The organism is Nocardioides marmoraquaticus (assembly GCF_054777915.1).
On record NZ_BAAHAA010000002.1, the window covers coordinates 167,215 to 189,751 of the forward strand.

Here is a 22,537-nt window from a genome sequence, read left to right on the forward strand (position 1 = left end):
CCGGTTCCTGAGGAGGTCGCGCAGCGACCGTCTCGAAGGATCACTTCTCGTCGCCCCCGGGCTTGTCGGGGTTGTCCTCGTGCTTGACGTCGGCGCCGGACTCGGCGACGGCCGCGTCGTCGGCCACCTCCGCGGACTCCGGGCTGCCGCCCGCCTTGTCGGTGGTGGTCGAGCCCTCGGCGACGCTCGCCTCGCGCTCGCCCTGCTCGGCCTCGTCGGTCGACGGCGCCCGCCAGCCCTGCTCGCGGGCGATGCCGAGGCCCAGCAGCGACGCCGGGCCCGCCGCGGGGCCCTCGTCGGCCAGGTCGTCGGGGAAGCCGGCCAGCACCCGCTCGGCCTCGCGCCAGGTCACCAGGCGCGGGCCGCGGGTGCTGCTCACGGTCTCGCCGGCGCGCAGGCTGTCGACGAGCGCGCAGGCCGACTGCGGGGTCATGTTGTCCATGAACTCCCAGTTGACGGTCATCACCGGGGCGTAGTCGCACGCTGCGTTGCACTCGACGTGCTCGAGGGTGATCTTGCCGTCGTCGGTGGTCTCGTCGTTGCCGACGTCGAGGTGCTCCTTGAGCCGCTCGAAGATGAGGTCGCCGCCCATCACCGCGCACAGGGTGTTGGTGCAGACGCCGACGTGGAAGTCGCCGACGGGCCGGCGCTTGTACATCGTGTAGAAGGTCGCCACGCCGCTGACCTCGGCCGCGGAGATCCCGAGGACCTCGGCGCACGCCTCGATGCCGCGTGGCGTCACCTGCCCCTCGACGCTCTGCACGAGGTGCAGCATCGGCAGCAGGCCGGAGCGGGCCTGCGGGTAGCGGGCGCCGATCTCGCGCAGCTCGGCGACGACGCTCTCCGGGAGCCGGTCGGCACCGTCGACGGCGGTCGTCGACACGGCGGCGGCGTTGGTGCCGTCGTCCATCCCCGGGATCCTGGACTCCGTCATCGGTCGACGCCTCCCATCACGGGGTCGATCGAGGCGATGGCGACGATGACGTCGGCGACCTGGCCGCCCTCGCTCATCACCGAGGTGCCCTGCAGGTTGACGAAGGACGGGTCGCGGAAGTGCGCCCGGAAGGGGCGGGTGCCGCCGTCGGAGACGACGTGGGCGCCCAGCTCGCCCCGGGGCGACTCGACCGGCACGTAGGCCTGGCCGGCGGGCACCCGGAAGCCCTCGGTCACCAGCTTGAAGTGGTGGATCAGGGCCTCCATCGACTCACCCATGATGTGCTTGATGTGGTCGGTGCTGTTGCCCATGCCGTCGCTGCCGATGGAGAGCTGGCTGGGCCAGGCGATCTTCTTGTCGGCGACCATGACGGGGGCGCCCTCGAGACCGGCGAGGCGGTCGGTGGCCTGCTCGACGATGCGCAGCGACTCCCACATCTCGTCGAGCCGGATCCGGAAGCGTCCGTAGGCGTCCATGGTGTCGCGGGTCGGCACGTCGAACTCGTAGTCCTCGTAGCCGGAGTAGGGCTGCGTCTTGCGCAGGTCCCACGGGTAGCCCGTCGAGCGCAGCACCGGGCCGGTGATGCCCAGCGCCAGGCAGCCGGCGAGGTCGAGGTGGCCGACGCCGGTCAGGCGGGCCTTGAAGATCGGGTTGGCGTTGCACAGGGCGGCGTACTCGGGCAGCCGCTTCTTCATCAGGGCGACGAAGTCACGGATGGAGTCGATGGCGCCGGCCGGGAGGTCCTGAGCGACGCCGCCGGGTCGGACGAACGCGTGGTTCATGCGCAGGCCGGTGATGAGCTCGAACAGGTCGAGCACCAGCTCGCGCTCGCGGAAGCCGACCGTCATCACGGTCAGCGCGCCGATCTCCATGCCGCCGGTGGCGATCGCCACGAGGTGCGACGACATCCGGTTGAGCTCCATCAGGAGCACCCGCATGACCTGGGCCTTCTCGGGGACGTCGTCCTCGATGTCGAGCAGCCGCTCGACGCCCAGGCAGTAGGTGGCCTCGTTGTAGAACGGGCTGAGGTAGTCCATCCGGGTGCAGAAGGTCGTGCCCTGCACCCAGGAGCGGAACTCCATGTTCTTCTCGATGCCGGTGTGCAGGTAGCCGATGCCGCAGCGGGCCTCGGTCACCGTCTCGCCCTCGAGCTCGAGGATGAGCCGCAGCACGCCGTGCGTGGAGGGGTGCTGCGGGCCCATGTTGACGACGACCTTGTCGTCGTACTCCTCGGCGAGGCCCTGGGTGATCGAGTCCCAGTCCTGGCCGGTCACGGTGAAGACCCGGCCCTGGCTGGTGTCGCTGCCGGGGGCGTAGGCGTCCTGGTCGGTGCTCATCGGTCCACCTCGTCGGTCGAGCTCAGGCGGTCGTGGGTCGAGCTCGGGCGGTCGTTGGTCGAGCTTGTCGAGACCATCACGTGTAGGACCTCCGCGTGTCCGGCGGCGGGATGGTGCCGCCCTTGTACTCCACGGGGATGCCGCCCAAGGGGTAGTCCTTGCGCTGCGGGTGGCCCGGCCAGTCGTCGGGCATCTGGATGCGGGTGAGGGCGGGGTGGCCGTCGAAGACGATGCCGAAGAAGTCCCAGGTCTCGCGCTCGTGCCAGTCGGCGGTGGGGTAGGTCGCCACCACGCTCGGGACGTGCGGGTCGGCGTCGGGGCAGGTGACCTCGAGGCGGATCCGGCGGTTGTGGGTCATCGAGAGCAGGTGGTAGACCGCGTGCAGCTCGCGCCCGGTGTCGTCGGGGTAGTGCACGCCGCTGACGCCCGAGCACAGCTCGAAGCGCAGCCGCGGGTCGTCGCGCAGGTGGCGGACCAGCACGGACAGGTGCTCGCGGCGCACGAAGAAGGTGATCTCGCCGCGGTGCACGACGACCTTCTCCCAGGGACCGTCGATGCCCTCGCCGGACGCCACGTCGACGATCGCGTCGGCGACCTCGTCGAACCAGCCGCCGTACGGCGCCTGCGCCGCGTCGGGCATCGACAGCTCGCGCACGAGGCCGCCGTAGCCGGAGGTGTCGCCGGAGCCCCGGACTCCGAACATGCCCCGGCGCCGGCCCAGGGGCTCGGCCAGGGCCGGGTCGCGGGTCGGGACGGCCGGGGTGTTCTCGGGCATCCGGTCGGTGGCGTCGGCCTCGGTGCGGGCGACGCGGCCGTTCTCGGTGGTGGGCTCGTCGCCGTCGTCCTGGGGGCTCACCGCATGAGCCCCTTCATCTGGCTGGTGGGCACGGCGTTGAGGGCGGCGGTCTCCTGCTCCTCGATCTCGGCCGCGCGGTGCGGGCCGAGCTTGGTCGCCTGCACCTGCTCGTGGAGCTTGAGGATGGCGTCGATGAGCATCTCGGGCCGCGGCGGGCAGCCGGGGAGGTACATGTCGACGGGGACGACGTGGTCGACGCCCTGGACGATCGCGTAGTTGTTGAACATGCCGCCGGAGCTGGCGCACACGCCCATCGCGAGCACCCACTTGGGCTCGGCCATCTGGTCGTAGATCTGGCGCAGCACCGGGGCCATCTTCTGGCTGACGCGACCGGCCACGATCATCAGGTCGGCCTGGCGCGGACTGGCCCGGAACACCTCCATGCCGAAGCGCGCGAGGTCGTACTTGGGCCCGCCGCTCGTCATCATCTCGATGGCGCAGCAGGCGAGGCCGAAGGTCGCGGGCCAGAACGACGCCTTGCGCATGTAGCCCGCGACGCCCTCGACCGTGGTCAGGAGCACCCCGCTGGGGAGCTTCTCCTCGAGTCCCACTTCATGGTCCCTTCGTGGCTGTCGTGCTCGGTGGTGCTGGGGATGCGGTGGCCGACGGGGTCAGTCCCAGTCGAGGCCGCCGCGCTTGAACTCGTAGACGTAGGCGACGGTGATGTTGACCAGGAAGAGCAGCATCGCCAGGAAGCCGAAGAGTGCGAGCTCGTCGAAGTAGATCGCCCACGGCACGAGGAACATGATCTCGACGTCGAAGATGATGAAGGTCATCGCGACGGTGTAGTACTTCACCGGGATCCGGCCGCCGCCGTGGGCCTGCGGGGTCGGCTCGATGCCGCACTCGTAGGAGTCGAGCTTGGCGCGGTTGTAGCGCTTGGGCCCGGTCAGCGAGCTCACCACGACCGAGAACACCGCGAAGCCGAGGGCCAGGGCCATCAGCGCCAGGATCGGCGTGTAGAGCTCCATGGGTCCTCCTCGAACAGCTGTCTCGTGCCTTTGTGAACTGGTTCACAAAACTCCGACAGCGCCCCAGCATAGAGGCCTGGGTCACACCGCGTTAACCCCCCTCCCGCGTGGGGAACTCCGCGTGGTCGGCGCGCTGACCTGCGGATTTACCGCACACTGTCGTTGCGTAATTACGAGACCTGGTCGGCCGGACGGCGTCGCTGACGGGCCGCCTAGGCTTCGGTCGTGACCCGCGCGACCCTGGACAAGCGCCCCGCCGAGGTGCAGGCGATGTTCGACGCCGTGGCCAAGCGCTACGACCTCACCAACGACGTGCTCTCGCTCGGCCAGGACCGTCGCTGGCGCACCGCCGTGCTCCGCGCGGTCGACCCGCAGCCGGGCGACCGCGTGCTCGACCTCGCCGCCGGCACCGGCACCTCGTCGGTGCCCTTCGCCGAGCGCGGCGCCGTCGTGGTGCCGTGCGACTTCTCGGTCGGGATGCTGCGGGTCGGCAAGCGCGCCCGCCCCTCCCTGCCCTTCACCGCGGGCGACGCCACCCGGCTGCCCTTCGCCGACGACAGCTTCGACGCCGCCACCATCAGCTTCGGCCTCCGCAACGTCGTCGACCCCGACGCCGGCCTGCGCGAGATCCTCCGCGTGGTCCGACCGGGTGGCCGGCTCGTGGTGTGCGAGTTCTCCAGCCCGACGTGGGCGCCGTTCCGCACGGTCTACCTCGAGTACCTCATGAAGGCGCTGCCCCCCATCGCCCGCGCCGTCTCCTCCAGCCCCGACGCCTACGTCTACCTCGCCGAGTCGATCCGCGCCTGGCCCGACCAACCGGCCCTCGCCGCCCGTCTCGCCGCGGCCGGCTGGCGCGCCCCCGAGTGGCAGAACCTCTCGGGCGGCATCGTCGCGCTCCACCGCGCGACTGCCTGAGCCTGGGGTCGCGCCGGGTCGCGCCGGGTCGCCCGCCGGGAGCCGGTGCTTTTCGTTCGAGAAGCACCTGCGACCTCGCTGCCGGAACTTTCCCACCGATTCGCTCCTCAGCGCTCGGCGTGTCGGGGGCGGATCGGTCGGAAACCTGCGGCCGCTCCTGCTTTTCGTTCGAAAAGTCCCCCCGCAGGCAGCCTCCGGCCCCACGACGCCCGACTCGGGCAGACCTGGCGGCACCCCGCCAGAACCGGACCGTCGCTGGGCGCGTCGTACGTGGTGCCCGCCGCCGCGTCCGGAGAGGATCCGCCCATGTCCCGTCGTCGTTCCCGCCGCTGGGAGCTCACCGCGCTCGCAGCCGCCGTGGTCCTCGTCGGCGGGCTGGGCTGGGCCGCCACCGGTCGTGACGGCGGGACCAGTGCCACCGCCGACGCCGCAGCCGCCGGCGCGTCGAGCCGCACCGACCCCACCACCGATCCCACGACCGCGCCCGTCCGCACCGCGACCCGCCCGTGGACCGGCACCGTCAAGCGCCCCGTCACCGCACCGCTCCCGCTGCTGAGGCCGTACGCCGCACCGCCGCCGGGCCCGCGGCTGATGGGTCGCGGTGACACCGGGCCGCAGGTGCGCGAGCTGCAGGCCCGGCTGCGCCAGATCGCCTGGGTCTACGGCGACGTCGACGACGTCTTCGACGCCGAGCTGGTGCAGGCCGTGCGGGGGTTCCAGGAGAAGCGCCGCATCGCGGTGACCGGGGTGGTCGACCAGCCCACCCTCGACCGGCTCGACGCCATGACCCGCGAGCCGACCTCCGACGAGCTGGCCAACCGGTTCCCGGGCGATGTCGACACCGACGCCCCGCTCGACCCCCGGTGCCTCACCGGCCGGGTGCTCTGCGTCGACAAGTCGAGCAGCACGCTGCGCTGGGTCGTCGACGGCCAGGTACGCCGCACGGTGGCGGTGCGCTTCGGCTCCGAGCTGACCCCCACCCGCGAGGGGACCTTCCAGGTGGACTCCAAGTCACGCGACCACGTCTCGTCGATCTACGACACCCCGATGCCGTTCGCGATGTTCTTCTCCCGCGGCCAGGCGGTGCACTACTCCCCCGACTTCGCCGCCAACGGGTACGCCGGCGCCTCCCACGGCTGCGTCAACGTGCGCGACCTGCCCGGCATCACCTGGCTCTTCGACCAGGTGCAGGTCGGCGACCGCGTAGTCGTCTACTGGAGCTGACCGGGCCCGGGCCACGCCCCGACGTGGCCGACCTCTCACCCGGTCGGGACCACCCGCGCCGTAGGCTCGACCGACGTGACGAGCACGCGCGCCTCCGACCTGCCGGTGACCCGGCTGGTCGCGCGCACCTCGGCGATCGACCCGGAGTCGTTGCCCGGCGACCTGCTCTCGCTGCTGCCCCCCGAGGGTGCCACCGCCTGGGTGCGCCGGGGCGACGGCCTCGTCGCCTGGGGCGAGGCCGCCGTGCTGCGCAGCGCGGGCCCCGACCGCTTCGCGGACGCCGCCGAGTGGTGGCGCGCCACCGTGGGGGCGGCCGTCGTCCGCGACGAGGTGCAGCGGCCGGGCACCGGGCTGGTGTGCCTGAGCAGCTTCGGCTTCGCCGACGACCCGGGCGACAGCGTGCTGGTGGTGCCTCAGGTCGTGGTCGGCCGGCGCGACGGGCGGGCGTGGGTGACCGTCGTCGGGCACGGCGAGCTCGCCCCCGTGCCCGAGCTGGCCCGCACCTCGCCGCCGTCCGCCCCGGGCGAGGTGGTCTTCGCCGACGGCGCCATGAGCGGTGCGGCCTGGGAGGGCGTGGTCGCCGACGCGGTGCAGCGCATCGGCGCGGGCGACCTCGAGAAGGTCGTGCTCGCCCGCGACCTGCTCGCGACCCTGGGCGCCGACCTCGACGTGCGCTGGCCGCTGGCGCGGCTCGCGTCGAGCTACCCGATGTGCTGGACCTTCCTGGTCGAGGGGCTCTTCGGCGCCACCCCCGAGCTGCTGGTGCGCCGCGAGCGCGGCCTGGTCACCTCGCGGGTGCTGGCGGGCACCATCCGCCGCACTGGCGACGACGCCCGCGACGCGGCGCTCGCCGGCCAGCTGGCCCGCTCCTCGAAGGACCTCGAGGAGCACGAGTACGCCGTCCGCTCGGTCGCCGACGCGCTGGCGCCGTACTGCTCGTCGACCAACGTGCCCGAGGTGCCGTTCGTGCTGCACCTGCCCAACGTCATGCACCTCGCCACCGACGTCACCGGGGTGACGCACGACCACGAGGCCGGCGCCGGGCCCGACCCGGCGGCGCTGCTGGTGCTCGCGGCGGCGCTGCACCCCTCGGCCGCGGTGGGCGGCACCCCGACGACGGCGGCGGTGCGGCTGATCGAGGAGATCGAGGGCATGGACCGCGGCCGCTACGCCGCCCCGGTCGGCTGGATCGACGCCCACGGCGACGGCGAGCTCGGCATCGCCCTGCGCTCGGCCCAGCTCGACCCCGACGACGCCCGCTCGGTGCGGCTCTTCGCGGGCTGCGGCATCGTCGCGAGCTCCGACCCGGCCGCCGAGCTGGCGGAGGCGCAGGCCAAGCTGCTGCCGGTGCGCGACGCCCTCGAGGGCGGCTGAGCGACTAGTAGGCGCCGGGCCCGGGCGGGTTGCGGCGCGGCGCGGGACCGGACGCAGGCTCCGGCGCCGGGGCGGCGGCCGACTGCTCGCGGCGCCCCCGCCGACGCGACGGCACCGGGTCGGGCGGGGGGAAGGCGACCTCCTCGTGCGCCCGCTCGCGCACGGCCAGCTTGATCTGGGTGAGGTTGTTGCGCAGCAGGTCGGAGACCAGCTCGTCCATGCGCGGGTCGCCGAGCATCTCGATGAGCACCCGCAGCGTCGTCTCGGTGACCTGGGTGACGATGAGGTCGTAGCCGGGCAGCCGGTTGACCACCCGCGAGGAGGGGTCCTCCTTGACCTTCTCCTGCACCAGCCCGATCAGCTCGTCGTGGTTCTCGACCAGCGCGGCGGAGATGTTCTTGGTGTAGTGGCCGGTCGCGATGACGTCGGCGACCTCGTCGAGCACGGCGATGGTGATGGGGCGCTTGACGACGTCGATGAGCCGCTCGCGCACCGCGTTGATGCGGCGCACCACCCACGGGGCGCGCAGGCCTCGGCGCACCAACCACCGGCCGAGCACCCAGGACACGACGGTGAGCGCGAGCAGCACACCGACGACGAGCCACACCACCTGCCAGGCGGTGAGGCTCGTCAACCAGTCGATCACGGACCCATCGTGCCCGAGACCGCGCGCCTCAGACCTCGCTCCCGGCGGCGACCCGGTCGTACGTCGCCCCGTCGCGCAGCAGCCCGGGCAGCTGGCGGCCGAGCACGGAGTGGCCGACCTCGGAGTAGATCGCGTCGTGCACCGCCACGTTGCGGGGCGCCCCGACGGCCCGGGCGTAGTCGACGAGCTCCTCGAACTTCAGCCACGGCGCGCTGGCGGGGAGCAGCAGCAGGTCGACGTCGCGCTCGGGCACGGTGAGCGCGTCGCCGGGGTGGAACAGCGTGCTCCCCTCCACGTCGAGAAGGAAGCCGGAGTTGTCGAAGTGCGGCAGGTCGGGATGGATCACGGCGTGCTTCTCGCCGACCACCTCGACGGGCAGCCCGAGGTCGTCGAACCGCTCCCCCGGCCGTACGACGCGCACCCGCGCGGCGAGCTCGGGGTCGGCCTCGGCGATGGCGTCGGCGACGGCCTGGATGGTCACGACCGGCGCGTCGGTGCGGCGCAGGTGCTCGACGCTCCAGTGGTCGGGGTGCTGGTGGGTCACGAGCACGGCCGTGGCGCCGTCGGTGGCGTCGGCCTCCTCGGTGAAGGCACCGGGGTCGAGCACGAGCACGGTGCCCTCGCTCTCGACGCGGACGCAGGCGTGGCCGAGCTTGGTGATCCTCATGGCACCGAACCTAGTCCGTCGTCGATCAGCCCGTGAGCTGGTCGACGAAGCACCAGCGCCAGTCCTCGCCCGGCTCGGCCGAGCGCATCACCGGGTGGCCGGTCTCCTCGAAGTGGCGCGAGGCGTGGCGCGACGGCGAGGAGTCGCAGCAGGCGACGTGGCCGCAGGTGGTGCACAGCCGCAGGTGCACCCACGCGGTGCCGTCGCGCCGGCAGTCGGCGCAGGCGCCGGGGGTGTCGGCGTCGACGGCCGGCCGGGCCTCGCGCAGGTGGTCGCAGTCGCCCTCGAGCAGGCGCGCGGTCGCGGCCTGCACCCGGTCGCGCTCGGCCTCGCTGTAGGCGAGCATCGACTCCTCGATGTCGAGCATCGCCAGCACCTCGGCCACGACCTCGTGCGGCACCGTGCCGGTGCTGCGCACCTCGAGCACCCGGGCCCGCTCGACGTCGATCAGCTCGCGGCGCCAGCGGGCGTAGAGGTCGCTGGGGTTCTCCTCGGTCTGCGGCCCGACCCGCTCCCAGGCGGCGAAGTCGCGGCGCTCGACCTTCTCGCGGATCTGGGCCGCGACCCCCAGCGGGTCGCCCCGCTGGTCGCCGGCCGCGAGCTGGTCGAGCCGCGCGAGGCCCGCCTGGGAGGCCTGGTGCAGCAGGTTGGCCCGGGCGAGGGCGTCGGCGGCGGGGTCGGGCGAGGGCACCGCCAGCCGGCGCGCGACCCACGGCAGGGAGGCCCCCTGGCCGAACAGGGTGCCGAAGGCCACGACGAAGGCCACGAGCAGCAGCACGTCGCGGTACGGCGCGTCGGGCGGGATGACGAACGCGGCAGCCAGCGTGACGACGCCACGCATGCCGGCCCAGCCGACGAGGAAGGTGAAGCGCCGCGGCGGCTTGCGCCCGCTCGGCAGCCGGCTCATCAGCAGCACCCGGTTGGCGAAGACCCAGGCCAGCCGCACCACGACGACGGTCGCCAGCGTCGCCAGGCAGACCAGCACCACCCGGCCGGCCCCGACGCCGTTGCCGAAGGCCCCCTCGATGATGCTCGCGGCCTGCAGCCCGATCAGCAGGAAGACCGCGCTCTCGAGCAGGAACTGGATGCTGCGCCAGTTGAGCGTCTCGGCGATGCGCGACTGCGCCGACTGCAGGATCGGCGCCTTGTGGCCGAGCAGCAGCCCGGCGACCACCACCGCGACGACGCCGCTCGGGTGGGAGGAGTGGTCGGGCCCCGTCGGGATGGCGATCTCCTCGGCGGCGACGTACGCCGCGAAGGGCGTCAGCAGGCCCAGGGCGACGTCGACGGGGGTGAGCGAGACGTGCCGGCGAGCCGCCGCGACGACGAGGTAGAACAGCAGCCCGACGACCACGCCGCCCACGGCCGCGACGAGGAAGTCGAGCCCGACGACGAACCACGCCAGCGAGGCGACGCCCGCCGCGATCGCGGTGTTGAGGGCGACCAGGGCGGTCGCGTCGTTGAGCAGCGACTCGCCCTCGAGGATCGTCACGATGCGCCGCGGCAGGCCGATGCGCCGGCCGATCGCGGTGGCGGCGACGGCGTCGGGCGGGGCGACGACAGCGCCGATGGCGAGGGCGGCCGGCCAGCCCACGCCCGGGAGCAGCGCGTGCACCACGACACCGACGGCCACCGTGGTCGCGATGACGAGGCCCACCGAGAGCAGCAGGATGACGCGCCGGTTGGCGTTGAAGTCGACCAGGCTGGTCTGCTGCGCGGCGGCGTACAGCAGCGGTGGCAACAGCCCGAGCAGCACCACCTCGGGCTCGAGCGCCACCTCCGGCACGAACGGCAGGAACGAGCCGACGACCCCCACCACCGTCAGGATCAGCGGCGCGGGCAGGTCGAGGCGTTCGCAGAGGCTGGCGACCACCACCACGACGGTGACGATGCCGACGAGGAGGACGACGAGGTGCACGGGTCCTTAATGTGCCAGGGCGCGCAGGGATTCCTCCAGGGCCCGGCGGTCCCGACGCGAGATCCGGGCCTCGACGACCTCGACGCCGCCGTTGGGGCTGGCGAGGGCGTGCTCGAGCTCCGCCCGGCTGTCCACGCGCCAGTGCGGGGTGCGGGTGGCCGCGCACAGCGAGGCCAGGTCGACGCCGTGGGGGGTGCCGAAGAGCCGCTCGAAGCGGTCGGCGTACGCCGCCGCGCCCTGCTCCAGGGTGGCGAAGATCGAGCCGCCGTCGTCGTTGGCCACGACGATCGTCAGGTCGGGCCGCGGCTCGTCGGGGCCGAGCACCAGGGCGGTCATGTCGTGCAGGAAGGTCACGTCGCCGACGTACGCCGTCGCGCGCGAGCTGCCCGCCCGGGCCAGGGCCGCTCCCATCGCGGTCGACAACGTGCCGTCGATGCCGGCGAGGCCGCGGTTGGCGAGCACGAGGCGGTGCTCGCCGGCGGGGTGCGCGCCGGCCATGAGGTCGAGGTCGCGCACCGGGTTGCTGGCGCCGACGACGAGCAGCCCGCCCGGCGGGTTGGCGGCGTCGACCACCTGGGCGACCTCGTGGGGCGTGAGGCCGGGCTGCGCGGCCAGGTGGGCGTCGACGCGACCGGCGAGCTCGCGGTCGGCGGCGCGCCAGCGCTCCAGCCAGGCGGGGTCGTCAGCGGCCGCGACGAGGGCCGGGTGGGAGGCGGCGACCGGGAAGGGGCGGTGCGGCCACCGGCCGCGCGGCGGCACCTCGACGACCTCGACGTCGTCGCGGGCCAGCAGCCGTGCGACCGGGCGGCTCAGCGTGGGGTGGCCGAGCACGACGACCCGCTCGACCTCGGCGGCCAGGTCGGTGCCGAGCAGCAGCCGGTAGGTGCGCAGGGCGTGGGACCCGGTGCGGGCCCCCGAGCTCGGCTCCGCCAGCAGCGGCCAGTCGGCGGCCTGCGCGAGCCGACGGGCGGGCGGGCCCGCGTCGTCGCCCGCGACCACGACGGTGCGCGGCCCGAGGGGCAGCTCGACCGGGGTCGCACCGTCGGTGGCCCACGGGTGCGGACCCGGGCCGCGCACGACGCGGTCGAGCACAGGGGCGTCGACGACGTCGAGCGTCGTCGACGGCGGCACGAGCGGGTCGTCGAGCTGCAGGTTGAGGTGCACCGGCCCCTCGGCCGGCCAGTCGACGTCGTCGTCGCGGTCGAGGTCGACGGTCGGCGCGGCCCCGCCGAAGAGACCGACCTGCTCGGTGGTCTGGTTGGCGCCCGTGCCCCGCAGCCGCGCCGGACGGTCGGCGGTCACCGCGACCAGCCGCACCCCCGCGTGGGAGGCCTCCAGCACCGCGGGGTGCAGGTTGGCGGCGGCCGTGCCGCTGGTGCACACCACCGGCACCGGGCGGCGCGACGCCTTGCTCAGGCCCAGGGCGAGGAAGGCCGCGGTGCGCTCGTCGATGCGGGTGTGCAGCCGCAGCCGGGGCTCGGCGGCCAGCGCGAACGCGATCGGGGCGTTGCGCGAGCCCGGGCACAGCACCGCGTCGGTGGCGCCGCGGGCGACCAGGGCGTCGACGACCATGGTCGCCAGTCGCTGGGACATCACGAGCGCCGATCCTCCACCCGTGCCAGCCGGGCGTGCCACCAGGCCGCCCGGTCGGGATCGGCCGCCACCGCGTCGCGGAGGTCCGGCACGACCGGGCGCACGGGCAGCGCGCCGTCGACGGGCAGCAGCGGCGCGCTCGTCACGTCGCCCGTCAGCAGCTGCACGGTCGCGAGGCCGCACGCGTGCTCGAGCTCGGGCAGCGCGGCCGCCAGCGCCACCCCCATCGCGATCCCGACGCTCGACTCGACCGCGCTCGAGACCACCACCGGCAGCCCGATGTCCTCGGCGATGCGCAGGCACGCCCGCACCCCGCCCAGCGGCTGCACCTTGAGCACCGCGACGTCGGCCGCCTCGAGGTCGCGCACCCGGTAGGGGTCGTCGGCCCGACGGATCGACTCGTCGGCCGCGACCGGCACGTCGACCCTCCTGCGCACGGCTGCGAGCTCCTCCACCGACGCGCACGGCTGCTCGACGTACTCCAGGCCGCCGGCAGCGCGTTCCAGCACCCGGATCCGCTCGACCGCCTCGTCGACCCCCCACGCGCCGTTGGCATCGATCCGGATCAGGCCACCCCCACCGCTCCCTGACGAGTCCCCGAGGCCCCCTCCGCTCCCTGAGGAGCCCCCGAGGGACGAGGGGGCGTCACGAAGGGCGTCACGAAGGGCGTCACGAAGGGCGTCGCGCACCGCCTCGAGGCGGGCCTCGTCCTCGCCGGGGTCCTGGCCCGGCTCGGCGACCTTGACCTTGGCGGTGCGGCAACCGCCCGCCCGCACGATCGCGGCGGCCCGCTCGGGGTCGCAGGCCGGCACGGTGACGTTGACGGGCACCGTGTCGCGCAGCGGCGTCGGCCACCCGTCGTACGCCGCCTCGCGCGCGGCCCGGAGCCAGGGCAGGGCGACGTCGTCGTCGTACTCGGCGAACGGGCTCCACTCGCCCCAGCCCGCCGGGCCCTCGAGGAGCACGCCCTCGCGCACGGTCAGCCCGCGGAAGCGGGTGCGCAGCGGGAGCGCGTAGACGTCAGGCGCCACGGGCCAGCTCCCTCACCGCGACGCGGTCGGGCTTGCCGTTGGCCAGCCGCGGCAGCGCGTCGACCACCACGAGCTGGCGCGGCGCCCAGGTGCGCGGCTCGACGACGCCGCGCAGGCGGTCGAGGCCGGCCCGTGTGACGGCGACGGCGACGACCCGCTCGCCCCACTCGTCGTCGGGCACGCCGACCACGCACACCTCGTCGACGGCGACGTCGGCCGCGAGCAGCTGCTCGACCGCGGCGGCGGGCACGTTGACGCCGCCGCTGAGGATGACGTCGTCGCGCCGGCCCGTCACCCGCAGCCGGCCCGCCTCCAGGGTCCCGAGGTCGTCGGTGCGGAACCACCCGTCGTCGAGGACCCGCGCGGTGCGCTCGGGCTCCCCCTCGTAGCCGTCGAAGACGACCGCGCCGCGCAGCTGCACCTCGCCGTCGCGCACCCGGACCTCGACGCCGTCGAGGGGGACGCCGTCGTAGACGCAGCCACCGCAGGTCTCGCTCATGCCGTAGGTCTGCACCACGCGCACCCCTCGACGCTCGGCCTCCACCCGGTGGGCGGGCGCGAGCGGGCCGCCGCCGACCAGCACCGCGTCGTACGACGTGAGGTCGCGCCCGTCGCGCAGCGCCCGCACCAGCTGTGTCGGCACCATCGAGGTGTAGCGGCGAGCACCCGTGCCTGCCCGCACCTCGCGCCACAGCACCTGCAGACCGGCGACGTAGGTCGGGGGCAGGTCGAGGTGCCACGTGCCGGGACCGCCGAGCCGCGCGTGGGTGGCGTCGGCGGAGGCGCGCATCGCCCGTCGCGAGAGCACCACGCGCTTGGGGCGACCGGTCGAGCCCGACGTCGCGACGACCAGCGGCTCGGGGTCGGCGGCGGCCTCCCAGGCCTCGAGCAGCGCACGCACCTGCTCCGCCGTACCCGTCACGGGGCGCAGGGAGGGGCTCACCCGCACCACGGTAGCCAGCGGTCGTGCTGGCAGGATCCGCGCATGGCCACTCCTGCCCAGTGGGTCGCGGGCGCCCGTCCGCGGACCCTGCCCGCCGCCGTCGCGCCCGTGCTGGCGGGCACCGGCGTCGCGATCTGGGAGCGCGAGGCCGTGTGGTGGAAGGCGCTGCTGGCCCTGGCGGTGGCGCTGCTGCTGCAGGTCGGCGTCAACTACGCCAACGACTACTCCGACGGGGTGCGCGGCACCGACGCCGACCGGGTCGGGCCGATGCGCCTGGTCGGGAGCGGAGCCGCGTCGCCCGGTGCGGTCAAGGCCGCGGCGTTCGCCTCGCTGGGCCTCGCGGCGGTCGTCGGGGTGGTGCTGGCGGCGACCACCGCGTGGTGGCTGGTGGCGGTCGGGGCCCTGGCGATCCTGGCCGCGTGGTTCTACACCGGCGGGGCCCGGCCCTTCGGCTACGCCGGGCTCGGCGAGGTCATGGTGTTCGTGTTCTTCGGGCTCGTCGCCACCGTCGGCACGACGTACGTCCAGACCGAGCGGTTCGTGCTCGGCTCGCTCTGGGCCGCGATCGGCGTCGGTGCCCTGACCTGCGCGATCCTGGTCGCCAACAACCTGCGCGACATCCCGACCGACGAGCTCGCCGGCAAGCACACCCTCGCGGTGCGCCTCGGCGAGGAGCGCACCCGCCATGCCTACGGCCTGCTCGTCGACCTCGCCGCGGTGATGCTCGTCGGCGTCGGCCTGACGACCAGCTGGTACACCCTGCTCGCGCTGGCCGCCGCCGCCCCCGCGCTGCGGGCGCTCGACCGGGTGCTCGGCGACAAGGTCACCGGGCGCGAGCTGGTGCCGGTGCTGCAGCAGACCGGCGCGGCCACGCTGCTCTACGGCCTCGGGATCTTCCTCGGCTGCGTCGTCGGGACGCTGCTCGCCACCTACGCCTGAGGGGCGCTGCACCCGAGCGCTGCGCCCGAGAGCCAGGCCTGAGCGCTACGCCTGGGCGCCGGGCTGGCCGGTCGCGTCGTCGCCGCGCTTCTCCTGCTCGCCGCTCGGCGGGGGCGGCGGCGCCCCGTCCTTCTTGGCCTTGCGCTCGCGCTCGCGACGCTTGCGCTCGAGGTCGCGCAGGAAGTCGTCGTCGTCGTCGGGACCGCGCGGCGCGCGGGGCGTCGGACGGCCGCCGGTGGGGCCGCTCCCGCCCGGTCCTCCGGGTCCGCCCGCACGTCGCTTGCCGCGCTGCTCCAGCAGCCAGAACACGGCGTAGACCACCGCCGCCAGCAGCAGCAGGAAGAAGGCCAAGCGGAGCATGCCCCCAGCGTAGGCCGCGACCGGTGACGGGCGGGCTGGGAGTGCCTCCTACCCTGGGAGGGGTGAAGGAGTTCCTGCACTACACCCTGCTGCGCTTCGGCCTGTTCCTGTCGACCATGGCCGTCTTCGGCGGCATCGGGGTCCTCGTCTTCGGCGAGGGCTCGCTGATCTGGGCGCTGCTGCTGGCCGTCGTCGTCTCGGCGGGGCTGTCCTACAAGCTGCTGGCCCGCCAGCGCGAGGCCCTCGCCCTGCGCGTGCAGCAGCGTGCCGAGGCCGCCTCCGCCCGCTTCGAGGAGCGCAAGGCGCGCGAGGACGTCGACTGAGCCGGCCGACGGTGACGACCGACGGTGGCAGCCGACGGGTCTAGTGCCCCCGGCGCTTCAGCTGGCGGTTGATGCGGGTCTCCGACTGCCCCAGCACCTTCGCCAGCAGCGGCACCCGGAAGCGGTACGCCGCCGCACAGGCACCCACGATCACGAGCAGCACGATCAACCACATGCCCCCAATGTGACAGCCCGCCCCTCACCGGGACGGGCGCGGCGCGGGCCGGTGCGCTCAGGCGTAGGAGTGCATCGAGCCGGAGCCGAAGAAGAAGTTGATCCCGACGAAGTTGAACCACAGGGTGGCGAGGCCGACCAGGGCGATCAGGGCGGCCGAGTAGCCCTTCCAGCCCGACGTGGCGCGGGCGTGGAGGTAGGCGGCGTACACCACCCAGGTGATGAAGGCCCACACCTCCTTGGGGTCCCAGCCCCAGTAGCGGCCCCACGCGTAGTGCGCCCAGATCGGGCCGGTGATGAGGGCCGCGAAGGTCCAGATCGGGAAGCCGAAGGCGTGGGTGCGGTAGGCGATCCGGTCGAGCACCGCGAGCGAGGGCAGTCGCGAGAGGTAGCCGCCGTTGTCGGGGACGCCGCCGTGCTTGTCCTGCCAGCGGGACTTGACCAGGTAGAGCGCCGAGCACATGCCACCGATGGTGAAGGCGCCGGTGGCGATGATCGCCGCGATCACGTGGATGACCAGCCACGGCGACTGCAGGGAGTCCTGCAGCGGCACCACGGGCTCGTAGAGCGCGAGCACGTCGACCATCAGCGTGACCAGCACGAAGCCGGTCACGACGGGCGAGAGCCAGCCGAGCGAGTAGCGGCGGTAGAGCGCGAGGTAGAGCAGCGTCACCACGAGCGTGCCGGTGAGCGTGAACTCGTACATGTTGCCCCAGGGCACCCGCACCGGGTCGGCCGCGAGGCCGCGCGTGAAGACCGCGACGAGGTGGCCGACGGCCGCGACGGCCGTCAGCGCGATGCCGACGCGGCGGGCGCGCATGACCGGCTCCGCGTCCTCGGAGAGGTACGCCGCCCCCTCGGCCGGGCCGGCGGCCGGCCCGTCGGGCACGGTCGCGCCGTCGGTGCCGACGAGCTCGCGCTGGGGCGCCTCGGCGACGCGCCGCCCGACCGCCCACTGCCACATGTGGGCCAGGAAGGCCAGGAAGTAGACGACGGCGCAGGCCGCGACGGCCTGGTTGCTGAGCACCTCGAACTGCGTGTGGGTCACGACGACTCCTCGGGGGTGTGACGGCGCAGGTGGGCGACGAGCTCGTCGAGCTCGTCGGTCAGGTCACCACCGGAGCTGCGGTCGAGTCCTGCGACGGTGACGAGCGTACGCCCGGCCTGCTCGCCGCCCGCCGCGCCGTCGAGGCGGCGCACGCGCACCCACACGCGGCGCGGGCGCACGTAGAGCGAGCCGAGCAGGCCGAGCAGGGCCAGCACGACGCCGACGAGCGCGGTGGTCTGGCCGGGGGTCTCGGCGACGTCGAGCCGCACGAACCGGTCGAGGCCGTCGAAGCTGACCGTGCCGAGGCCGTCGGGCAGCTCCACGGTCTGCCCGAGGGCGAGGTCGATGCGCAGCGGCTTGCCGTCGGGGTCGGTCACCTGCTCGAGGCCGTCGAGGTCGAGGGCGTACGCCGACTTGGGGACGCCGCCGTCGATGCCGAGGTCGCCGGTGTAGACGAGCATCGAGACGACCGGGTTGCGGGCGTCGGGGAAGAGCGTCTGGGGGTCGCCGCCGACGAGGGCGAAGGTCGGGTAGAACTCGCCCTGCAGCCCGAGCTGCACCGGCTCGCCCTCGGCGTCGGTGGTGTCGGGCACCTCGAGCACGCCGAAGGAGCGGAAGGTCGCGTCGTCGGGCAGGAAGACACGGGGGCCGGAGGTGACGACGTCGCCGTCGCCGTCGCGCACGGTGATCTGGGGGGCGTAGCCGTGGCCGATGAGGAAGACGTTCGTGTCGTCGACCTTGAGCGGGTGGTTGACGGCCAGCTCGCGCTGCTCGGGCGGGGCGTCGAGCGAGGACCGGTAGGTGGTCTCGGCGCGGAACTGCGAGGCCATGCCGCGCTGGCGGCCCTCCTCGATGAAGTCGAGGTCGAAGCCGTCGATGGTGACGTCGAAGGGGGCCAGGGAGCCGGGGTCGAAGAAGGCGCCGGCGGAGAACTCGTCGTACTGGCTGAGGTTGTTGGAGAACCCGCTGCCGACCACGACGATCTTGCCGGCGCGGAAGCCGAGCAGCGAGCCCATGGCGAAGCCGACGAGCACCACGATGATCGACAGGTGGAAGACGAGGTTGCCGGCCTCGCGCGAGTAGCCGCGCTCGGCCGAGACGGAGTCGGCGCCGTCGTCGTCCTTGCGCACGCGGTAGCGCCGCGCCCGCAGCCGCTGGCGGGCTGCGGCGAGCACCTCCTCGGGCGAGGCGTCGACCTCGACCTCGCGGTGGTCGGGCAGGCGCTCGAGGCGTCGCGGGGTGCGGGGCGGCTGGGCGCGCAGCGCCCGCCAGTAGACGCGGGTGCGCGGCACGATGCAGCCCACCAGCGAGACCATGAGCAGCAGGTAGACGGCCGAGAACCAGACCGAGTCGTAGACCGAGAACAGCCCCAGCCACTCGTAGACCGGCGTCAGCGTGGGGTGCTGCTCCTGCCAGCGCGAGACCCGGCCGGGGTCGACGTCCTCCTGCGGCACGACCGATCCGGGCACGGCGGCCAGGGCGAGCAGGAAGAGCAGGATCAGCGCGGTGCGCATCGAGGTGAGCTGCCGCCACGCCCACCGGGCCAGCTCGCGCGGGGACAGCGAAGGGGGCTCCGACGGCGGGGGCGCCGGGGCCGAGGTGGGGGTGGTGGTGTCGACCGCCATCGTCATACCGCCGTGGTGAAGTCGTCGGGGAAGAGGCCGCGCACGGTGTCGATGAGCTCGAACCACACGCCGGTCACGAGCAGCACGCCCGTCGCCACCAGCATGGCTCCCCCGGCCACGGTGATGGCCCGCTGGTGTCGTCGCAGCCACGCCAACCGGCCCATCATGCGCCGGTAGCCCAGGGCCACCAGCACGAAGGGCAGGCCGAGGCCGAAGCAGTAGACGGCCGTGAGGAAGGCACCGCGACCGGCCGAGCCCTCGCTGAACGACAGCGCCAGGACCGCGCTCAGCGTCGGCCCCAGGCAGGGCGCCCAGCCGATGGCGAACAGCGCGCCGAGCAGCGGCGCGGCGGCCACGCCGACCCGGGGCACGGAGTGGACCCGGACGTCACGCTGCAGGAACGGCACCGCCCCCATGAAGACGAGGCCGAGCACGATGGTGACGCCGCCGAGCACGTAGGTCAGCTGCTGGTCGTAGGTCTGCAGCCACAGCCCGACGGCGCCGAAGAGGGTGCCGTAGGAGACGAAGACGGCGGTGAAGCCGGCCACGAAGAGCAGCGAGCCGGCCAGCATCCGCCCGCGCCTCGCGTCGGCCAGGTCGGCGCCCGACAGGCCGGTGGCGTAGGAGAGGTAGCCCGGGACGAGCGGGACGACGCAGGGGCTGAGGAAGGACACGAGCCCGGCGACCAGCGCGACCGGCACCGCGAGCAGCAGCGTGCCGTCGAGGGCCTGGCCGGCGAACCAGGACCCCACGTCGTACGGCACCAGCGTCACGGGCGCACCCCGTCGCGCACGTCCTCGACGAGCCCGGTCAGGGTGCTCGCGCTGGTGACCTCGCCGATGATGCTGGCTGCCACCCGGCCCTCGCGGTCGAGCACGACCGTGCTGGGCACCGCGTTGGGCGGCAGCGTGCCGGCGAAGGAGAGCAGCGTGCGGCCGGTCGGGTCCCACAGCGTGGGGTAGGGCACCTCGAAGCGCCGCTGGAAGGCCAGCGCCTGGCTCTGGTCGGTGTCGCGGTTGTTGATGCCGAGGAAGACCACGTCGTCGTCGGCCAGCTGGTCGGCGACCTCCGCGAGCAGCGGCGCCTCCTTGCGGCACGGCGGGCAGGTGGCGTACCAGACGTTGACGACCGTGACCTTGCCCTCGAGGTCGGCGGGCGTCACCTCCTCGCCCTCGAGGGTCTCGCCCTCGAGCGGGCCTGCGAGCTCGCGGCGCTCGTCGGGCGCGAGCCGGGTGACGATGCCCTTGCCGTCGACGTAGCCCTTGTCGCCGGCGCTCGGGGTGTCGTCGGAGCAGCCGGCGAGCGCGAGCAGCACGACGGCGAACAGGACGGCGAGGGCGCGCCTCACGACGCCGGCCCGGGCCGGGGCGGCGGCGTCTCCCCCTTGCCGCCTGCGGAGAAGACCTTGCCCCGGTCGGCGACGGGGATCAGGTCGCCGGCGGGCTCGCTGTAGCCGATCTGCACCAGCCGGTCACCGTCGTAGGTGAAGGAGGTGAGGCTGCACAGCGTGCAGTGGCGCTTGCGCGGGTCGTGCAGGAAGGAGCGTCCCTCGGCGGCCAGTCGCGTCGTCCAGATCGGCAGCTGGTGGGAGACGATCACCGCCTCGTGGCCGCGGGCCCGGTCGCGCACGTCGGCGACGGTCGCGAGCATCCGCTCGGCGATGTCGCGGTAGGGCTCGCCCCACGACGGGCGCATCGGGTTCCACAGGTGCTTCCAGACCTCCGGCGAGCGCAGGATCGAGCGCCGCACGCCGAAGCGCTGGCCCGCGAAGACCGAGGTCGACTCGATGACGCGCTCGTCGGTCTCGACCTCGACCCCGCGGGCCCGGGCCAGCGGAGCGGCCGTCTCCTGGGCGCGCTCGAGCGGCGAGGACACGACGGCGACGATGTCGCGGTGCCCCACGCGGTCGGCGACGCGGTCGGCCATGCGGCGGCCGAGCGTGGAGAGGTGGTAGCCGTCGGCGCGGCCGTAGAGGATGCCGTCGGGGTTGTAGACCTCGCCGTGGCGCAGCAGGTGGACGGTGGTGCGGTCGCCACCGCTCAGCGGGCCGCTCATGCCGACACCCCCTCGAGCTCGCGAGCCGCTGCCTCGCAGGCGCGCGGCAGCGCGGCGACGACGTGCTCGATCGCGGCGTCGTCGTGCGCGGCGGAGAGGAACCACGCCTCGAAGGCGCTCGGCGGCAGGTAGACCCCCTGCTCGAGCATGCTGTGGAAGAACGCCCGGTAGGCGCCGGTGCTCTGCGCGGAGGCGTCGGCGAAGTCGCGGACGGGCCCCTCGACGCCCAGGAACACCGAGAACATGTTGCCCTGGGCCTGCACCACGTGGGGCACCCCGGCCTTCGTCAGGTGCTCGCCCGCGGCGGTGCCGAGCTCGCTCGCCGCCGCGTCGACGTGGGCGTAGACCTCGTCGGTGGCCAGCCGCAGCGTCGTCAGCCCGGCCGTCGTCGCCACGGGGTTCCCCGACAGCGTGCCGGCCTGGTAGACGGGCCCCTCGGGCGAGAGCCGGCCCATGACGTCGGCGCGGCCGCCGAAGGCCGCCGCCGGGAAGCCGCCGCCCATCACCTTGCCGAAGGTCACCAGGTCGGGCCGCCAGCCCTCGACCGCGCCGTCGCGGCCCCACTGGCCCGAGCGCGAGACCCGGAAGCCGGTCATCACCTCGTCGCTGACGAACAGCGCGCCATGGGCGGCGCAGGTCTCGGCGAGGAAGGCGTTGAAGCCGGGCTCGGGCGGCACCACGCCCATGTTGCCGGGCGAGGCCTCCGTGACCAGGCACGCGATCTCGGCGCCGCGCTCGGCGAAGAGGCGGCGTACGGCCTCGCGGTCGTTGAAGGGCAGCACCACGGTCGCCTCGACGGACGCGGCGGGCACCCCTGGGGTGCCGGCCACGGCGTGGGTGGCGAGGCCGCTGCCGGCCTCGGCCAGCAGGGAGTCGACGTGGCCGTGGTAGCAGCCGGCGAACTTGACCACGACGTCGCGGCCGGTGAAGCCGCGGGCCAGCCGGATCGCCGACATGGTCGCCTCGGTGCCGGACGAGACCAGCCGCACCTTCTCGACCGGGGTGCGCGCGACGATCTCCTCGGCGAGCTCGACCTCGCTGCGCGTCGGGGTGCCGTACGACGTGCCCCGCGCGACGGCCTCGGCGACGCGCGCCTGCACCTCGGGGTGGGCGTGGCCGAGGAGCAGCGGGCCCCAGGAGCAGATCAGGTCGACGTAGCGGCGCCCGTCGGCGTCGGTGAGCCAGGCACCCTCGCCCGACACCATGAAGCGGGGCGTGCCGCCCACCGCGTTGAACGCCCGCACGGGTGAGTTGACCCCTCCGGGCGTGACCACCTGGGCCCGGTCGAACCACTCGGCGGAGACGGGGGCCGGGGAGGGGCCACCCGGGGCGGGTCGGTCGTCGTGAGCTGCCACGTGTCCCATTGTCGCCGACGGCCCCTGGGGCCGCAGGCGGCGGGAGCACCCTGGGTGCGGCAGGTCACCGACGTGATCTCCACCACGTGGGGTGCACAGGCGTGCTACCCACAGGTAAGAATTTGCCACCGGTCGCCGGACACCTGTCCGGAACGGCCGTAGAGTTGGGTCCGCGTCGTCCGACGTGACGGGCTTCACACGAGGTTTGCCCCGTGACTCCACGGGCAGGGTGTCGTTGAGGTCACATCG

At 73.8% G+C, this 22,537-nt stretch carries 24 protein-coding genes; 5 read left to right on the top strand and 19 right to left on the bottom strand.

The window, feature by feature from the left end; translation table 11 throughout:
- Positions 1–40: 40 nt before the first annotated feature.
- The 5 genes from nuoE to ACYU8I_RS02415 form a co-directional block, all read right to left on the bottom strand.
- On the bottom strand, positions 41–910 hold the full coding sequence (nuoE, locus tag ACYU8I_RS02395; RefSeq protein ID WP_460837229.1) for an NADH-quinone oxidoreductase subunit NuoE: 870 nt from the start codon (positions 908–910) through the stop codon (positions 41–43).
- Positions 911–930: 20 nt separating this feature from the next.
- Complete coding sequence (locus ACYU8I_RS02400; RefSeq protein ID WP_460837033.1) at positions 931–2,271, bottom strand: NADH-quinone oxidoreductase subunit D; 1,341 nt, start codon at positions 2,269–2,271, stop codon at positions 931–933.
- 76 nt (positions 2,272–2,347) lie between these two features.
- Positions 2,348–3,046, bottom strand: a complete 699-nt coding sequence (locus ACYU8I_RS02405) for an NADH-quinone oxidoreductase subunit C (protein ID WP_460837231.1) — start codon at positions 3,044–3,046, stop codon at positions 2,348–2,350.
- Between the two features lie 77 nt (positions 3,047–3,123).
- The gene (locus ACYU8I_RS02410; RefSeq protein WP_460837035.1) at positions 3,124–3,678 is read right to left on the bottom strand and encodes a NuoB/complex I 20 kDa subunit family protein; all 555 of its coding nucleotides are present in this window, start codon (positions 3,676–3,678) and stop codon (positions 3,124–3,126) included.
- A 60-nt stretch (positions 3,679–3,738) separates the two neighbouring features.
- A complete protein-coding gene (locus tag ACYU8I_RS02415; RefSeq protein ID WP_460837037.1) occupies positions 3,739–4,098 on the bottom strand; it encodes an NADH-quinone oxidoreductase subunit A in 360 nt (119 codons plus the stop codon).
- A gap of 225 nt (positions 4,099–4,323) precedes the next feature.
- On the opposite strand from ACYU8I_RS02415, the gene ACYU8I_RS02420 reads away from it, so the two are divergent.
- From ACYU8I_RS02420 to ACYU8I_RS02430, 3 genes are all read left to right on the top strand, one after another.
- Positions 4,324–5,013 carry a demethylmenaquinone methyltransferase gene (locus ACYU8I_RS02420; RefSeq protein ID WP_460837039.1) on the top strand — a complete coding sequence of 230 codons (690 nt, stop codon included), beginning with the start codon at positions 4,324–4,326 and terminating at the stop codon, positions 5,011–5,013.
- 306 nt (positions 5,014–5,319) lie between these two features.
- Positions 5,320–6,237 carry a L,D-transpeptidase family protein gene (locus tag ACYU8I_RS02425; protein WP_460837042.1) on the top strand — a complete coding sequence of 306 codons (918 nt, stop codon included), beginning with the start codon at positions 5,320–5,322 and terminating at the stop codon, positions 6,235–6,237.
- A gap of 75 nt (positions 6,238–6,312) precedes the next feature.
- Positions 6,313–7,611, top strand: a complete 1,299-nt coding sequence (locus tag ACYU8I_RS02430) for an isochorismate synthase (protein WP_460837043.1) — start codon at positions 6,313–6,315, stop codon at positions 7,609–7,611.
- A 4-nt stretch (positions 7,612–7,615) separates the two neighbouring features.
- Here ACYU8I_RS02430 and ACYU8I_RS02435 read toward each other — a convergent pair whose 3' ends face one another.
- From ACYU8I_RS02435 to ACYU8I_RS02460, 6 genes are read right to left on the bottom strand one after another with little or no spacing between them, the layout of a single operon-like run.
- Positions 7,616–8,257: a hypothetical protein gene (locus tag ACYU8I_RS02435; protein ID WP_460837045.1), complete on the bottom strand. Its 642-nt coding sequence runs from the start codon at positions 8,255–8,257 to the stop codon at positions 7,616–7,618.
- Between the two features lie 28 nt (positions 8,258–8,285).
- The gene (locus ACYU8I_RS02440; RefSeq protein ID WP_460837046.1) at positions 8,286–8,924 is read right to left on the bottom strand and encodes an MBL fold metallo-hydrolase; all 639 of its coding nucleotides are present in this window, start codon (positions 8,922–8,924) and stop codon (positions 8,286–8,288) included.
- A gap of 25 nt (positions 8,925–8,949) precedes the next feature.
- Positions 8,950–10,842, bottom strand: coding sequence for a Na+/H+ antiporter (locus ACYU8I_RS02445; RefSeq protein ID WP_460837048.1), 1,893 nt, complete (start codon positions 10,840–10,842; stop codon positions 8,950–8,952).
- Positions 10,843–10,848: 6 nt separating this feature from the next.
- Positions 10,849–12,435, bottom strand: a complete 1,587-nt coding sequence (gene menD, locus ACYU8I_RS02450) for a 2-succinyl-5-enolpyruvyl-6-hydroxy-3-cyclohexene-1-carboxylic-acid synthase (RefSeq protein WP_460837051.1) — start codon at positions 12,433–12,435, stop codon at positions 10,849–10,851.
- Positions 12,435–13,466 (bottom strand): enolase C-terminal domain-like protein, encoded by a 1,032-nt coding sequence (locus ACYU8I_RS02455; RefSeq protein ID WP_460837054.1) that lies wholly within the window; start codon positions 13,464–13,466, stop codon positions 12,435–12,437. The genes menD and ACYU8I_RS02455 overlap by 1 nt, the downstream gene beginning before the upstream one ends.
- The gene (locus ACYU8I_RS02460; protein ID WP_460837055.1) at positions 13,456–14,409 is read right to left on the bottom strand and encodes an AMP-binding protein; all 954 of its coding nucleotides are present in this window, start codon (positions 14,407–14,409) and stop codon (positions 13,456–13,458) included. Before ACYU8I_RS02460 ends, ACYU8I_RS02455 begins: the two co-directional genes overlap by 11 nt.
- A gap of 42 nt (positions 14,410–14,451) precedes the next feature.
- On the opposite strand from ACYU8I_RS02460, the gene ACYU8I_RS02465 reads away from it, so the two are divergent.
- Positions 14,452–15,348, top strand: a complete 897-nt coding sequence (locus tag ACYU8I_RS02465; RefSeq protein ID WP_460837057.1) for a 1,4-dihydroxy-2-naphthoate polyprenyltransferase — start codon at positions 14,452–14,454, stop codon at positions 15,346–15,348.
- A 45-nt stretch (positions 15,349–15,393) separates the two neighbouring features.
- On the opposite strand, the gene ACYU8I_RS02470 is transcribed toward ACYU8I_RS02465, so the two are convergent.
- On the bottom strand, positions 15,394–15,708 hold the full coding sequence (locus ACYU8I_RS02470; protein ID WP_460837060.1) for a hypothetical protein: 315 nt from the start codon (positions 15,706–15,708) through the stop codon (positions 15,394–15,396).
- Between the two features lie 62 nt (positions 15,709–15,770).
- Between ACYU8I_RS02470 and ACYU8I_RS02475 the strand changes: the two genes are divergently transcribed.
- Positions 15,771–16,031: a DUF4229 domain-containing protein gene (locus tag ACYU8I_RS02475; RefSeq protein ID WP_460837062.1), complete on the top strand. Its 261-nt coding sequence runs from the start codon at positions 15,771–15,773 to the stop codon at positions 16,029–16,031.
- A gap of 40 nt (positions 16,032–16,071) precedes the next feature.
- Here the strand turns inward: ACYU8I_RS02475 and ACYU8I_RS02480 are convergent, their stop codons facing one another.
- From ACYU8I_RS02480 to hemL, 7 genes are read right to left on the bottom strand one after another with little or no spacing between them, the layout of a single operon-like run.
- Complete coding sequence (locus tag ACYU8I_RS02480; protein WP_460837064.1) at positions 16,072–16,206, bottom strand: hypothetical protein; 135 nt, start codon at positions 16,204–16,206, stop codon at positions 16,072–16,074.
- A 57-nt stretch (positions 16,207–16,263) separates the two neighbouring features.
- Positions 16,264–17,253: a c-type cytochrome biogenesis protein CcsB gene (gene ccsB / locus ACYU8I_RS02485; RefSeq protein WP_460837065.1), complete on the bottom strand. Its 990-nt coding sequence runs from the start codon at positions 17,251–17,253 to the stop codon at positions 16,264–16,266.
- Positions 17,250–18,884 (bottom strand): cytochrome c biogenesis protein ResB, encoded by a 1,635-nt coding sequence (gene resB, locus ACYU8I_RS02490; protein ID WP_460837067.1) that lies wholly within the window; start codon positions 18,882–18,884, stop codon positions 17,250–17,252. The genes ccsB and resB overlap by 4 nt, the downstream gene beginning before the upstream one ends.
- Positions 18,881–19,651 carry a cytochrome c biogenesis CcdA family protein gene (locus ACYU8I_RS02495; protein ID WP_460837070.1) on the bottom strand — a complete coding sequence of 257 codons (771 nt, stop codon included), beginning with the start codon at positions 19,649–19,651 and terminating at the stop codon, positions 18,881–18,883. Before ACYU8I_RS02495 ends, resB begins: the two co-directional genes overlap by 4 nt.
- Positions 19,648–20,226: a TlpA disulfide reductase family protein gene (locus ACYU8I_RS02500; protein ID WP_460837072.1), complete on the bottom strand. Its 579-nt coding sequence runs from the start codon at positions 20,224–20,226 to the stop codon at positions 19,648–19,650. The genes ACYU8I_RS02495 and ACYU8I_RS02500 overlap by 4 nt, the downstream gene beginning before the upstream one ends.
- Positions 20,223–20,933: a histidine phosphatase family protein gene (locus ACYU8I_RS02505; RefSeq protein WP_460837075.1), complete on the bottom strand. Its 711-nt coding sequence runs from the start codon at positions 20,931–20,933 to the stop codon at positions 20,223–20,225. Before ACYU8I_RS02505 ends, ACYU8I_RS02500 begins: the two co-directional genes overlap by 4 nt.
- Positions 20,930–22,288: a glutamate-1-semialdehyde 2,1-aminomutase gene (hemL, locus tag ACYU8I_RS02510; protein ID WP_460837077.1), complete on the bottom strand. Its 1,359-nt coding sequence runs from the start codon at positions 22,286–22,288 to the stop codon at positions 20,930–20,932. The genes ACYU8I_RS02505 and hemL overlap by 4 nt, the downstream gene beginning before the upstream one ends.
- Positions 22,289–22,537 lie beyond the last annotated feature (249 nt).

What these genes read in the sequence shown, in the direction of transcription:
- nuoE (WP_460837229.1), bottom strand. Translation starts at nt 910, where the DNA reads ATGGACGACGGCACCAACGCCGCCGCCGTGTCGACGACCGCCGTCGAC.
- ACYU8I_RS02400 (WP_460837033.1), bottom strand. Translation starts at nt 2,271, where the DNA reads ATGAGCACCGACCAGGACGCCTACGCCCCCGGCAGCGACACCAGCCAG.
- ACYU8I_RS02405 (WP_460837231.1), bottom strand. Translation starts at nt 3,046, where the DNA reads ATGCCCGAGAACACCCCGGCCGTCCCGACCCGCGACCCGGCCCTGGCC.
- ACYU8I_RS02415 (WP_460837037.1), bottom strand. Translation starts at nt 4,098, where the DNA reads ATGGAGCTCTACACGCCGATCCTGGCGCTGATGGCCCTGGCCCTCGGC.
- ACYU8I_RS02425 (WP_460837042.1), top strand. Translation starts at nt 5,320, where the DNA reads ATGTCCCGTCGTCGTTCCCGCCGCTGGGAGCTCACCGCGCTCGCAGCC.
- ACYU8I_RS02440 (WP_460837046.1), bottom strand. Translation starts at nt 8,924, where the DNA reads ATGAGGATCACCAAGCTCGGCCACGCCTGCGTCCGCGTCGAGAGCGAG.
- menD (WP_460837051.1), bottom strand. Translation starts at nt 12,435, where the DNA reads ATGTCCCAGCGACTGGCGACCATGGTCGTCGACGCCCTGGTCGCCCGC.
- ACYU8I_RS02465 (WP_460837057.1), top strand. Translation starts at nt 14,452, where the DNA reads ATGGCCACTCCTGCCCAGTGGGTCGCGGGCGCCCGTCCGCGGACCCTG.
- ACYU8I_RS02470 (WP_460837060.1), bottom strand. Translation starts at nt 15,708, where the DNA reads ATGCTCCGCTTGGCCTTCTTCCTGCTGCTGCTGGCGGCGGTGGTCTAC.
- ACYU8I_RS02480 (WP_460837064.1), bottom strand. Translation starts at nt 16,206, where the DNA reads ATGTGGTTGATCGTGCTGCTCGTGATCGTGGGTGCCTGTGCGGCGGCG.
- resB (WP_460837067.1), bottom strand. Translation starts at nt 18,884, where the DNA reads ATGACGATGGCGGTCGACACCACCACCCCCACCTCGGCCCCGGCGCCC.
- ACYU8I_RS02505 (WP_460837075.1), bottom strand. Translation starts at nt 20,933, where the DNA reads ATGAGCGGCCCGCTGAGCGGTGGCGACCGCACCACCGTCCACCTGCTG.